Below are 12,200 nucleotides of genomic sequence, written 5' to 3' on the forward strand. Positions count from 1 at the left end.
TGCGCGGGCACCATGGTCGAACGGCCCCGCCGGCGCAGCGCCCGCAGCCGCGCGGAGAGCTCCTTGATGGCGACCGGCTTGACCAGGTAGTCGTCCGCACCGGCCTCGAGCGCGGCGACGATGTCGTGGGTGTCGTCCCGGGCGCTGACCACCACGATCGGGACGTCGTCGTCGCGGCGCAGCTGCCGAATGCACTCGAAACCGTCGATGCCGGGAAGCATCAGGTCGATCAGCACGCTGTCCGCCGGGGTCTCCCGCTGCCGCCGCAACCCCTCCTCGGCGGTGCCGGCCCCGTACGCCGCGTAGCCCTCCTCCTCGAGGGCGAGCAGCAGCGCGAGCCGGATGCGGTCGTCGTCCTCGATCACCAGTACGGCCGTCATGGTCGCATCATCCCTGGCCGAGCCCGGGTCACCCAACCGTGTCAGCCGCTCCCGGGTTTTGTCACACAACTGTCACACAACTGCGGAACGACCTCCACGAGCGCTGCGGACAGTAGGGGACGACGCCGACCCCACGTCAAGGAAGTCGACCCATGACCGCTGATCCGCAGTCCTCGCCGGAGTGCGGCGTGCCGCTGGTGGAGGTCGAGATCACCGAGGAGCTGGACCTGGCCCGGCTGCCGGAGGTGGCCGTCGTCCTCGACCGGGTCCTCGCCCTGCATCCCCGGGCGGTGACCATCGACCTGGCCGAGTGCCGGCACGTCGACGCGGCCGCCATCGCGCTGCTGCTCGACGTGCACCGCCGGATGGCGCGGCGGGGCGCCACCCTCACCCTCCGCGACCCGAACCCGCGGATCCGCCGCATTCTCGACACCGCCCGGCTGGGCGAGACCGTGCCGATCGTCCACCCCCCGCGACCGCCCCGCCCCCCGGCGCCGAGCGAACCCTCGCCCGACGTGCCGGCGCGCGGCCGGGCGAGGGTCGCGACGCCGCGCTGAGGAGGAGCCGTGAACGAGACCACGCTGGTGGGCGCGCTCGTCGTCGGACTCGTCGTCGGGGCGCTCGGCCGCCTCGTCGTACCGGGGCGGAAGGCGGCGCCGGTCTGGCTGACCCTCGCGCTCGGGGTGGCCGCCGCGCTGCTCGGCGCGATCGTGGTCGGCCTCGTCGGCGTCGACCGGACGCAGCCGGCGGTGGTGCCGCTGATCGTGCAGTGCGGATTCGCCGCCGCGGCGGTCGTGCTGGCCGTGGTGACGGCCGGCCGGCAGGGCGCGGACGGATCGAGCCGGCCGCCGGCCGCAGCCCCGGAGGGCCGCCCCGCCGAGCGGAAGGAGTGGTCGTGACGGTCGTGCCGGCGGACCAGTTCCTGACCCTCATCTGCGACGGCTGCGGCGCCACGGTCACCGGCGCGGGGTGCGTCCTGCCCGACGCCGAGGTGGTCTGGACGCTGGTGTTCGAGCACGACTGGGTGGGCTCGCCGTTCGCCTCCGGGCCCCACCACTGCCCCCGGTGCAGCGTCCCCGCCGAGGCGGACGACGACGGCGGGCTCGGCGTCGACTACCTGGACGAGGTCGGCGACGAGCCGGTGGCGCGGGAGGTCGACCCGGTCGACCGGGTACGCCGGGCGCTCGCCGAGTCGGTCGTCCTCGACGACCGGGAACTCGTGGACCTGACCGAGGTCGAGGTGATCGACCCGAGCGGCCTCGGGCTGTTGGTGCGCGCGCACCGCGACGCCCGGCAGCGCGGCCGGCGGCTGTGCCTGGTGGCACCGTCCCGGTTCGTGCTGACCGTGCTGCACACCATGCGACTGGACGGGGTGTTCCCCGTCTTCGACAGCCGTATCCGGGCGTTGAGCGGGTCGGCCGAGCCGGTCTCGCCCCTTCCCGATCCGTACTGACCCCGCCGCCCGGCCCCTGCCCGCCCGACCCCGAAGGAGACCCCCCGTGGTGATGCCCTGGCCGTACCCCGAGTTCCCGTTCACCGGTGACGAACCGGAACCGGACGAGGAGGACGTCCGCCTCGCCGCCCTGGTGGCCCAACGGCTGAGCATCGACTGGACCACGCGCCGGCAGCGCATCGCGGTCAGCGTGCAGAACCGGGTGGTGATCCTGAGCGGGACGGTCGCCGACCGGCAGGCCCGGCGGGCCGCGGGCGAACTCGCCTGGGACGTCCCGGGCGTCTTCGACGTGTGCAACGCGCTGGGCCTGTACGGCGGGCGCCGCGACCGCGGCTGAGTCGGGGCATCGGGCGAGCGCCCGAGGCATCGGCGCCTCGGCGACGCTCGCCCGGAACCCGTCACCGGTTGCATCGATGGGTCACTGCCCTCTACCCTCTGCGTGGGAGCGCTCCCGAGATTGCCGCCGTCGGGCTTTCCGGGCGAGTTCACGACGGGCACCGTCCACTCACCACCACCCACCAGATGGGACGATCCCGCATGATCTCGATTCCACGCCGGTCCCGGCGTGAGCTGCTCGTGGGCGGCGCCGTCGGCGCGCTCGCCCTGGCCGCGACCGCCGTGCTGCCGATGACGGACGCCATGGCCGCCACCGGCTGCGCCGTCACCTACACCACCAGTTCCTGGCAGGGCGGGTTCACCGCCACCGTCACCATCCAGAACCTGGGCGACCCGGTGACCAACTGGACCCTGGGCTTCACCTTCCCGAACTCGGGGCAGCGGGTGACGCAGGGGTGGTCGGCCACCTGGCAGCAGAGCGGCAGCGCGGTCACCGCGCGCAGCCTGGACTACAACGGCGCGCTGTCCACCGGCGCCAGCACCACCATCGGCTTCAACGGTTCGTGGACCACCGCCAACCCGTCCCCGACCTCGTTCACCCTGAACGGCACGACCTGCACCGGCGGGACGACCACCCCGCCGCCGAGCACCACTCCCCCGCCCACCACCCCACCACCACCCACCGGCACCACGCCGCTGGCCATCAACGGCCAGCTGCGGGTCTGCGGGGTCAACCTCTGCAACCAGTACGGCCGGCCGATCCAGCTGCGCGGCATGAGCACGCACGGGTTGCAGTGGTTCGCCCACTGCTACAACGACGCGTCGCTCGACGCCCTGGCCAACGACTGGCAGGCCGACCTGCTGCGCATCTCGATGTACGTGCAGGAGCAGGGCTACGAGACCAACCCGACCGGCTTCACCAACCAGGTCAACACGCTGGTGGACAAGGCGGAGGCGCGCGGCATGTACGCGCTGATCGACTTCCACACGCTGACGCCGGGTGACCCGATGTACAACCTGGACCGGGCCAAGACCTTCTTCACCGCGGTCTCGGCGCGCAACGCCGCCAAGAAGAACGTGATCTACGAGATCACCAACGAGCCCAACGGCGTGAGCTGGTCGACCATCAGGAACTACGCCGAGCAGGTCATCCCGGTGATCCGGGCCAACGACCCGGACGCCGTGATCGTCGTCGGCACCCGCGGCTGGTCCTCGCTGGGCGTCTCCGAGGGTGGCAACTCCGACGAGATCGTCAACAACCCCGTGCGGGCCGACAACATCATGTACACGTTCCACTTCTACGCGGCGTCACACAAGGACAACTACCGCAACGAGGTGCAGCGGGCCGCGTCCCGGATCCCGCTTTTCGTCACCGAGTTCGGCACGGTCACCTACACCGGTGACGGCGCGGTCGACACCGCCAGCAGCACCGCCTGGCTCGACCTGCTCGACCGCCTGAAGATCAGCTACGCGAACTGGACGTACTCCGACGCCGGCGAGGGCAGCGCCGCCTTCAAGCCGAACACCTGCTACGGCAGCACGTACGCCGGTACCTCGGTGCTGACCGAGTCGGGCAACTTCATGCGCAACCGCATCCGTACCCCGGACAACTTCCCCACGTCCTGACCCGGCGGCGGAGGCGGCCGAGGGCTGAGCGGCGGCGGCACGTCGGCACGTGCCGCCGCCGACCCGGTCACGGGTAGCTGACCAGGTTCACCGGCACCGTGTCGGTGCCCTGCGCGGTGGCGCCGGTGTCGTTGATGACATGGGTGATCGACCCGTTGCCGCCCAGCGAGACGGTGAGCAGGTCGTGGAACCGTACGCCGGCCTTGGTCGGCGCCTCGAACCCGTGGTAGGCGGCGATGGTCGGGTCCACGTTGAAGTAGCAGTAGCTGCCCATCCCCCAGCCCTCGAACGAGGTGACCGCGTCGGCCACCTTGACCGCGGCGTAGCCGACCATCGACCCGTTCATCCAGGCCGACGCGCTCGGCGGGTCGTACGGCAGTTCGTTCTGGAAGAAGATGATCCGCCCGTTGTTGCCGTTCCAGATCACCTCGTACTTCTGGTAGTGCTCGACGAACAGGCCGAGCGCGGTGACGTTATTGCCGTTGACGATCAGGCCGGTGTCGGCGGTGTTCACGGTCCAGCCGACGCCGGTGCCGTGGTCGGCCCGCCAGGCCCAGATGTGGTCGATCAGGGCGTCGTGCTGGTTGACCACCAGGCTGCTCGTCGCCCGGCCCGCGCCCGCGCCGCCGATCCGGAAGAAGACGTCCTGGATGGACGTGGGGTTGGCGGCATGGCCGGCGCTCGACCCGGTCGGGCCGACCTGGAGCAGCACCGGCGAGTTGATCGGCCCGGCGTCGAAGAGCATCCCGGCCAGCCGGACCCCGTCCACGTCGGCGACCGACATGGCGGCGACGCCGTTCTGCGGGATCAACGTCGGGAAGCCGAGGCCGAGCACCACGGTGCCGGGGCGGTTGACGGTGATGGTCTCGCCGACCGGGTAGATCCCGGGGGTGAACAGCAGGTTCAACCCCTGGGCCAGGGCGGCGTTGATGGTGGCCGCCGAATCCCCGGGGCGGGCCACGTAGAACTGGCTCAGCGGGATCGCGGTGCCCGGGGTGGCGCCGCCCAGCCAGGACGCGCCGGAGGCGTTGGTCCGGGTGGACGGGACGAAGACCTGGTAGGCGCCGGCCGCGTCGAGGTAGAGGTACGGGATGTCGCGGCTGACCGGGGTCTGCGCCAGGGTGGTGTAGGGCGGGTTGGGGAAGCTGGTGGCGGGCGCGCCGACCACCCCGGAGTTGGTCACGTTCCAGACCGCGTTGAGGTAGCCGCCGACGTTGCTGTCCCGGGTGTACCACTGCTGCTGCGAGTACGGCTGCACGACCCCGGTGACCCGGCTGTCGGCGATGTAGCCACCGCTGGCCCAGCCGTACCCGTTCGGGGCCAGGTTCAGGTCGCCCTGGATGTCCATCCGGCGGAACGGCGCGGCCTGGGAGACCGCCCAGCGGGTGAACCCGGCGGACGGGAAGACCTCCAGGTTGGACGCCGAGCGCCAGAAGTTCTGGGTGGCGTTGCCGTTGAACCAGCCGGCGTCGACGGTGATGTCGCCGTGGATGCGCACGTCGTCGGGGTTCCGGCCGAGCCCCATGATCGAGGTGTAGAAGCCGATCTGGGCGTTGATGCCGGAGTAGTCGCCGGGCTTGAACATCAGCGCGTACCGCTGGGTGCCGAACTGGTTGGACTCCTGGGTGCGGAAGACCGTGTCGAGCTGGTTCTGGATGGTGGCGGCGGGCATCGACGGGTCGAAAGTGATCACGTTGGGGCCGAGCGAACCCCCGCCCGGGATGGTGCCTCCTCCGGTGGTGTACACGGCGAACTCCCAGAGTGAGTAGCCCCAGCCGGTGGCCCGGACGGTGCCGTACATCCGCACGTACCGGCCGGTGCCGCTGACGGTGAGATCGTCGGTGCCACCGTCGCCGGTGGTGGTGGACGAGACGGTGGTCCAGGCGGCGCCGTCGGTCGAGGTCTGGATCTGGTACGCCTTGGCGTACGCGGTCTCCCAGGTCAGCACCACCCGGCACAGCGTCCGGACGCTGCCCAGGTCGACCTGGAGCCACTGGGGATCGCTGGCGGCGCTGGACCAGCGGGTGCCGGTGTTGCCGTCGACCGCGGCGGAGGCGGGCGTGCCGGCGTTCTCGATGGAGGACGCGGTGGCTGGCCGGCCCTGCGCGGCGTTGGTGGCGGTGTCGCAGCCGCTGCCGCCGCCGGTGCTGCCGTAGACCTGGAACTCCCAGAGCGAGTAGCCGTACCCGGTGGCCCGGGCGGTGCCGTACATCCGCACGTACCGGCCGGCGCCGCTGACGGTGAGATCGTCGGTGCCACCGTCACCCGCGCCGGTGGACCAGACGGTGGTCCAGGTGACGCCGTCGGCCGAGGTCTGGATCTGGTACGCCCGCGCGTACGCGGCCTCCCAGACCAGGGTCACCCGGGACACCGTGGCGGTGGCGCCGAGATCCACCTGGAGCCACTGCGGATCGGCGAAGGCACTGGACCAGCGGGTGCCGGTGTTGCCGTCGGTGGCGTTCGTGGCCGGGGTGCCGGCGTTCTCGGTGGACGACGCGGTGGTCGGCCGCCCCTGGGACAGCAGCGGGTCGGCCGCACGGGCCGGGGACGGCGGGACGACCAGCGCGGTCGCCACCAGCAGACCGGCGAACGCGGCGAGCAGTCGGCGCGGTGGGCGGGAGGGATGGACGCGCGGTGGGACCGGTGACATGGGCCTCTCCGGGGACGCGGTGGGACCGGGACGGGACACGGGTACGCGGGCGGTCACGCCCGCCCGCCCGTTCCGGTGCAGATTTCCCCGGACAGCGGCAACTGTCAATGAATTCGGTGGCCACCGGCCTCTTTTTTCGCGCCTTGTGAAAAGTCCGGAACTAACCCGCGCGCGTCGCGCACCAGCGTTCCGCCACGGCCGGCTCAGCCCTGCCGGGCCTTCTGCCGGGGGTCAGCCTTGTTCATCACGAAGACCTTGCCGCGGCGGCGTACCACGATCGAGTTCACCTTCCGCTTCAGGCCACGGAGAGAGCTACGGACCTTCATCCCGGGTCACCCCGTTTCCCGCTCGACTCTGGGCTGCCCGGTACGCGTACCCGGCGTCGGCGGGCTCATGCCGGGTCCGCCGGACGTCCCGGCGGGACGTCCGGCGGCGCCGGAATCAGCCGATCGCGCAGGGTGCGCCGTTGAGGGTGAACGAGGCGGGCTTTCCGGTGTCACCGGTGTGGTTGGCCTGGAAGCCGATGTCCACCGAGCCGCTCGCCGGGATGGTCGCGGGCGATCGGAATGGTGCATGCGATCTCTCCTGAGGTGGTGGGGACAGCCGCGCAGGGGTGCCCTGCCACCTGCGTGCTCGCCGGCGAGGCGCCATGACGGCGGCCCGGACCCTCGGAGACGAGATAGACGACCGCAGATCGAAGCGGTCCGAGTCGGAGTTTAGGCCCCACCACCACGACCGACACCCACCTTCTGGAACAATTCCGGAAGGGCGCCTCACGGGGCCACCCAGAACGATCGGACCGGGGTAAGGTCCGCAACGTGCCACACGTCCGGGGGGCGCTTCTCGTCAAGCGGGGCGACACGGTCGTCGCCGACGTGGCCGCGGACGGCTGCCCGGCGAGCACCCGCTTCCAGCTCGCCTCGGTGAGCAAGCAGTTCACCGCCGCCGCGATCCTGCTGCTGGCGCAACGCCGGGCACTCGACCTGGAGGACCGGATCGGGCACTGGTTCGGCACGAGCCCGCCCGGATGGCGGGACCTCACCCTGCACCAGTTGCTCACCCACACCTCGGGCATCGGGCACTGGTCCGACTACCCGGAGATCGACCTGGCCCGGCGGGTGGCGTGGGACGAACTGCGGGCCGTCTTCCACCGGCGGTCGCCGCTGTTCACCCCCGGCGCCCGGTGGCTCTACAGCAGCCCGGCGTACGTGCTGCTGGCGCAGGTGGCGCAGCGGGTGGCCGACCGGCCGTACGCACAACTGCTCGCCGACGAGATCTTCACGCCGGCCGGACTGGACCGCACCTTCGCCGGGTCGCCCGGCGGGCGGGACGACGTGGCGCCCGGACACGGCCCGGACGGGCGGCCCGTACCGTCGTGGGACCTCGACGTGGTGAGCATGGGCGCCGGGGACGTCTGGTCCACCACCGGCGACGTGCTCGCCTGGCTGGACGCGCTGCGGTCCGGCCGGCTGCTGGACGAGCCGTACCGGACGTTGATGCTCACCTCCCGGGCGCCGACCGGGCGCGAGCCGAGGGCGGACGGGTACGGCTACGGCTGGTTCACCGGCACGATCGCCGGCGAGCCGTGGTTCCACCACAGTGGCCAGAACGCCGGTTTCCTGTCCTTCGCCGGCTGCCTGCCGGCCTCGCACCGGCGGATCGTCTTCCTCACCAACACCGAGGCGGTCGACCCGGCCGCCTTCGACACCCTCCTGGCCGCAGCCGTCGGCTGACGGTAGGTCGGCCCGCCGTCACCGCCCGGCCGCACCGGCCCGTTCCGCGATCGGCTCCGCCGCCCGGCGCCGCACCTCGTCGAGCATCTCGTCGACCGAACCGGCCGGGTCGGTCACCGGGAACTGCACCGCCCGCACCACCGCCGCCGGGTCGACCAGCAGCGTCAACCGCTTGAACCGGTCCACCCCGCCGGCCCGGAAGGTCGGCAGCAGCAGGCCGGCCGCGAGCCGACCGTCCTGGTCGGACAGCAGTGGGTACGGCAGCCGGGCGTGCGCGGAGAAGGCGTGCAACTGGTCCGGCCGCTGGGTGCTCACCCCGCGTACCTCCGCGCCCGCGGCCCGGAAGCGCTCGTGCCGGTCGGCGTACGTGCGGGACTCGAGCGTGCACCCGACGGCGCCGGGGATCTCGGGCCAGCCCGGCGGCACACCCTGCGCGCCCGGGGCGAACGCGCCCGGAAAAAGGTAGAGCACGGTCCACCGGCCGGACACGGCCGGTGGAGCCGTCCCGCCGTCGTCGCGGGCCAGGGTCAGCTCCGGCACCCGCCGGCCGACCAGGTGGCGCACCCGGCGCGCCTCGGCCGATTCGGCGCCGGCCGTGGCGGTGAGCGTGCCGTCGCCCATGACGTGCCGGGTCCCCCAGTCCTGGAGGGCGACCAGCACCGGCAGCAGCCCCTCCCCCTTGGCGGTCAGCAGGTAGTCGTGCCGGGGCGGGTGCGTGGAGTAGGGCCGGCGGTGCAGCACCCCGTGCTCGACCAGGCCGCCGAGCCGCTCGGTGAGCGCCCGCCGGCTGACACCCAACTCCCGGTGCAGGGCGTCGAACCGGGTGGTGCCACCGGCGATTTCGCGCACGATCAGGAAGGTCCACCAGTCGCCGAGCACGCCCAGCGCCTGCGCGATGCCGCAGTCGGCGTCCCCGAGTTCCGCCCGCCGCACTTCCCACCTCCCGCTCCGCCGATCACCTCGACTATAGTCCGTTTCAGATTGGAACTCACTGGCTCGAATCGGGGGGTGACGGCATGTCTGTCGGGCAGGGAGCCGGGGTGTTCTGGCGCTGGTGGGCCGCGGGTACCACCAGTCAGGTGGGGTCGGCGGTCGGCGCGGTCGCGCTGCCGCTGACCGCCCTGACCGTGCTGGACGCGTCCGCGTTCCAGATGGGCCTGATCGCGGCGGCGAGCTACGTGGCCTGGCTGGTGGTCGGGCTGCCGGCCGGGGTGATCGTGCAGCGGCTGCCGCTGCGCGGCGCCCAGGTCGGCGCCGACCTGGCCCGGGCGGTCGCGGTGGCCTCGGTCCCCCTCGCCTGGTGGTGGGGCTGGCTGACGGTCGCCCAGCTGGTCGTGGTGGCGCTCGTGGTGAGCTTCGCCAACGTGCTCTTCGACGTTGCCAACGCCACCTTCCTGCCGGCCATCGTGAGCCGCGAGCAGCTGCACGCCCGCAACAGCCTGACCTCGGCCACCCACGCCGGCACCCAGCTCAGCGGCCCGTCCCTGGGCGGTCTCGCGGTGCAGGCGCTCGGCGCCGTCCCGGCCGTGCTGGTCGACACGGTCAGCTACCTGGCCTCGGCGGCGCTGCTGTGGTCGCTGCCGGCCCGCCGGGTCGACGCCCCGCACCGGCGGCCCCCGGTCCGCGCGCTGGTCGGCGAGGGTTGGCGTTACGTCACCCGCCACCCGGTCATGGGGCCGACGATGTGGACGGCCACCGCGGTCAACTTCGTCTGCGGGGCCCAGCTCGCCGTCTACCCGCTCTACCTGGTCCGGGAACTGCACGCCCCGGCCGCCCTGGTCGGCGTACTGCTCGCCGTCGAGGGCGTCGGCTCGCTGGTCGGGGCGGCCCTGACGCCGTGGATCACCGGACGGTGGGGCACCGCCCGGTCCCTGGTGGTCGCCTGCCTGGTGGCGGTCGGCGGCGCCTTCCTGGTGCCGGTGGGCGCCGGCTGGCCGGCGTACGTCGCCTTCGCCGCCGGCAACGTGATCTTCGCCGGCGGCGTGGTGGTGCTGAGCGTGACCACCCGGACCTACCGGCAGACCGCCAGCCCGCCCGACCTGCTCTCCCGGGTGATGGCCACGGTCCGTTTCGTCTCCTGGGGCGCGATCCCGGTGGGCGGGCTGGCCGCCGGCGCCCTCGCCGGGGCGGCCGGCGCCCGGGTCACCCTGTTCGCCTTCGCCGCGGCGACGGTACTGGCGCCGCTGGCGCTGCTGCTGTCCCCGGTACGCCGGCTGCGCGACCTGGCCGACCTTGTCGACGACCCCGACGAGCGGCCCGCCGTCGCGGCGGTCGGCTGACGGATCACGCCGCCACACTCCTCGACGACCCGGACCGGGCCGGCGACCCGGCCGCGGTGCAGGAGTGCGCCAGGCCACCGAGGTCGCCCTCGCCGCCTGGATCCACGCCGCACCGACCGACTGAACCGCGAGGCGGTCAGCCCGGCAGCACGGCCGCGGCGACCGAGCGGACCCGGTCCGGGTGGGACAGCACGTCGACGTTGTCGAGGTACTGGTCGACCGCGCCGACCGGCGGGCGGTCGCGCAACCCGGGGTCGGTGATCGCGGCGCGCAGCGCGGCGACGAACCGCTCGGCGCGCAGCACCAGGAACGGCCGGTCGTGGAACGGCCGGGCGGCCGGGTCGACCCGGGCCGCCAGCCCACTGTCGTTGCTCCAGGTGGCGACCGCCTCCAGGGCCCGGACCAGCCCGACCTGCCGGGTCGGCCAGTCACCCGGCCCGATCGCGGCGCTCAGCGCGTCGACCACCGGCGCCGCCGCCGGCAGCGCGGCGAAGACGGTGCCGAGCCACTTCGCGTACGGCGGCCAGCGGCGGTGCAGCAGCAGGCCGAGGCGCATCAGGTCGCGGGCGAGCCCGGCGGCCACCACCCGGCTGCCCAGCTCGTCGCCAACCTCGGCGCACCGGCCGACCAGGTGCTCGGCCTGCCCGACGCGCTGCCAACCGGTCGCCAGCACGTGCCGCCAGACGTCGTCCGGATACCAGGCGAGCCGGGCGCGGACGGCGGTGAGCGCGCCGTCGAGCCCGTCGTGGAAGACCGCCCCGCCGGTCAGCTCGGCCAGTCGCTGCGTCGGCACGGACAGCCAGTCGGCCGTACCGACCCCGGCGCGCGGGTCGAAGCCGAGCCGCCCGCACAGCCATCGGCCCAGCTCGTCGACGGTCACCCCGTGCCGCTCGCCGTCGGACCGCGCCACCCCGAGCCGGACGTGCGGCCCGCCGGCGAACCGGGTGGGCCAGCCGAGGAAGTCGGCCGGCAACCCGGCGTCAAGGACCGCCCGGACCGGGGCCACGGCACCGGGATCGGCGACGAACAGCTGGGTGCGCGGCCCCCAGTCGTGGTCGGTGGAGCGCGGGGTGTCCAGGCCGAGCAGCTCCGAACCGCCGTCGAGCAGGCCGGCGGCGTACCGGAGGCCGGGCAGACGCCGGGCCAGCACCGGGGCGACCACCTCGTCGTGGAAACGGCGGGCCAGGGTCAGCCCGGGTACGAACGTCACGGGGTCAGTCTGCCGGGCGGGCACCGGGCCACCCAGCGGTTATCGGTTCACCGGCCGGTTCGCGCCGATAACCTGGCGGAACGGGGTGCCGGGAGGGTGGTGCGGCGGCCTGATCGTCGCCAACGGGACCCTGGCCTGGGTCGAGGTGGCGCTGGCGATCATCCTCCTCGTGGCGAGCTACGGGGTGCAGCGGATGGCCCGCCGGGAGACCCTGTACCGGCGCGACGGCGGCTGTCGCCCGGTGCGGCAGGGCGGTCCCCCACCGCGTCGTACCGCTGTGCCAGGCTGGCGGACGTGGCCCAGCAACCCCCGATCCTGCTGATCGACTCCCCCAGCCTCTATTTCCGCGCCTACTTCGGCATCCCGGAGTCGGCGGCCAAGACGGACGACGGGCAACCGGTCAACGCCGTCCGCGGCTTCCTCGACATGCTCGCCCAGCTCGTCCGCACCCGCCGTCCGGACCGGATGATCTGCGCCCTCGACCACGACTGGCGCCCGGCCTGGCGGGTGGCGCTGCTGCCGTCGTACAAGGC

At 73.1% G+C, this 12,200-nt stretch carries 12 protein-coding genes and 2 pseudogenes; 8 read left to right on the forward strand and 6 right to left on the reverse strand.

Features of this window, described 5'->3' with window-relative positions; genetic code table 11:
- Positions 1–380, reverse strand: a 380-nt coding sequence (locus tag ONA70_RS29065) for a response regulator transcription factor (protein WP_265009683.1), incomplete at its 3' end; no start/stop codon positions are given.
- A 152-nt stretch (positions 381–532) separates the two neighbouring features.
- Between ONA70_RS29065 and ONA70_RS29070 the strand changes: the two genes are divergently transcribed.
- The 5 genes from ONA70_RS29070 (at position 533) to ONA70_RS29090 (ending at position 3,795) form a co-directional block, all read left to right on the forward strand.
- Complete coding sequence (locus tag ONA70_RS29070) at positions 533–937, forward strand: STAS domain-containing protein (RefSeq protein ID WP_265009684.1); 405 nt, start codon at positions 533–535, stop codon at positions 935–937.
- A 9-nt stretch (positions 938–946) separates the two neighbouring features.
- Positions 947–1,279 (forward strand): hypothetical protein, encoded by a 333-nt coding sequence (locus tag ONA70_RS29075; RefSeq protein WP_265009685.1) that lies wholly within the window; start codon positions 947–949, stop codon positions 1,277–1,279.
- Positions 1,276–1,833, forward strand: a complete 558-nt coding sequence (locus ONA70_RS29080; RefSeq protein WP_265009686.1) for an STAS domain-containing protein — start codon at positions 1,276–1,278, stop codon at positions 1,831–1,833. The genes ONA70_RS29075 and ONA70_RS29080 overlap by 4 nt, the downstream gene beginning before the upstream one ends.
- 46 nt (positions 1,834–1,879) lie before the next feature.
- A complete protein-coding gene (locus ONA70_RS29085) occupies positions 1,880–2,170 on the forward strand; it encodes a BON domain-containing protein (protein WP_265009687.1) in 291 nt (96 codons plus the stop codon).
- A 200-nt stretch (positions 2,171–2,370) separates the two neighbouring features.
- Complete coding sequence (locus ONA70_RS29090) at positions 2,371–3,795, forward strand: cellulase family glycosylhydrolase (protein ID WP_265009688.1); 1,425 nt, start codon at positions 2,371–2,373, stop codon at positions 3,793–3,795.
- Positions 3,796–3,862: 67 nt separating this feature from the next.
- On the opposite strand, the gene ONA70_RS29095 is transcribed toward ONA70_RS29090, so the two are convergent.
- From ONA70_RS29095 to ONA70_RS29105, 3 genes and pseudogenes are all read right to left on the reverse strand, one after another.
- Positions 3,863–6,445: a discoidin domain-containing protein gene (locus tag ONA70_RS29095; RefSeq protein WP_265009689.1), complete on the reverse strand. Its 2,583-nt coding sequence runs from the start codon at positions 6,443–6,445 to the stop codon at positions 3,863–3,865.
- Between the two features lie 203 nt (positions 6,446–6,648).
- Positions 6,649–6,771 (reverse strand): 50S ribosomal protein L36, encoded by a 123-nt coding sequence (locus ONA70_RS29100; RefSeq protein WP_265009690.1) that lies wholly within the window; start codon positions 6,769–6,771, stop codon positions 6,649–6,651.
- Between the two features lie 115 nt (positions 6,772–6,886).
- A pseudogene (locus tag ONA70_RS29105) lies at positions 6,887–7,000 on the reverse strand (cellulose binding domain-containing protein); the annotation flags it as partial.
- Between the two features lie 320 nt (positions 7,001–7,320).
- Between ONA70_RS29105 and ONA70_RS29110 the strand changes: the two are divergent.
- Positions 7,321–8,178, forward strand: coding sequence for a serine hydrolase domain-containing protein (locus ONA70_RS29110; protein WP_406601262.1), 858 nt, complete (start codon positions 7,321–7,323; stop codon positions 8,176–8,178).
- Positions 8,179–8,196: 18 nt separating this feature from the next.
- Here the strand turns inward: ONA70_RS29110 and ONA70_RS29115 are convergent, their stop codons facing one another.
- The gene (locus tag ONA70_RS29115) at positions 8,197–9,111 is read right to left on the reverse strand and encodes a winged helix-turn-helix transcriptional regulator (protein WP_265009692.1); all 915 of its coding nucleotides are present in this window, start codon (positions 9,109–9,111) and stop codon (positions 8,197–8,199) included.
- An 83-nt stretch (positions 9,112–9,194) separates the two neighbouring features.
- Between ONA70_RS29115 and ONA70_RS29120 the strand changes: the two genes are divergently transcribed.
- Entirely contained in the window at positions 9,195–10,457 is a 1,263-nt protein-coding gene (locus ONA70_RS29120; protein ID WP_265009693.1) for an MFS transporter, read from the forward strand.
- 136 nt (positions 10,458–10,593) lie between these two features.
- On the opposite strand, the gene ONA70_RS29125 is transcribed toward ONA70_RS29120, so the two are convergent.
- Positions 10,594–11,667 (reverse strand): DUF4037 domain-containing protein, encoded by a 1,074-nt coding sequence (locus ONA70_RS29125; protein ID WP_265009694.1) that lies wholly within the window; start codon positions 11,665–11,667, stop codon positions 10,594–10,596.
- A gap of 294 nt (positions 11,668–11,961) precedes the next feature.
- On the opposite strand from ONA70_RS29125, the pseudogene ONA70_RS29130 reads away from it, so the two are divergent.
- A pseudogene (locus tag ONA70_RS29130) lies at positions 11,962–12,200 on the forward strand (flap endonuclease); the annotation flags it as partial.

The sequence above is a fragment of the Micromonospora yasonensis genome (assembly GCF_026013475.1).
GTDB classification, from domain to species: domain Bacteria; phylum Actinomycetota; class Actinomycetes; order Mycobacteriales; family Micromonosporaceae; genus Micromonospora; species Micromonospora yasonensis.

Coding starts and splice junctions, on each gene's coding strand:
- ONA70_RS29070 (WP_265009684.1), top strand. CDS start 533: ATGACCGCTGATCCGCAGTCCTCGCCGGAGTGCGGCGTGCCGCTGGTG.
- ONA70_RS29095 (WP_265009689.1), bottom strand. CDS start 6,445: ATGTCACCGGTCCCACCGCGCGTCCATCCCTCCCGCCCACCGCGCCGA.
- ONA70_RS29090 (WP_265009688.1), top strand. CDS start 2,371: ATGATCTCGATTCCACGCCGGTCCCGGCGTGAGCTGCTCGTGGGCGGC.
- ONA70_RS29100 (WP_265009690.1), bottom strand. CDS start 6,771: ATGAAGGTCCGTAGCTCTCTCCGTGGCCTGAAGCGGAAGGTGAACTCG.
- ONA70_RS29120 (WP_265009693.1), top strand. CDS start 9,195: ATGTCTGTCGGGCAGGGAGCCGGGGTGTTCTGGCGCTGGTGGGCCGCG.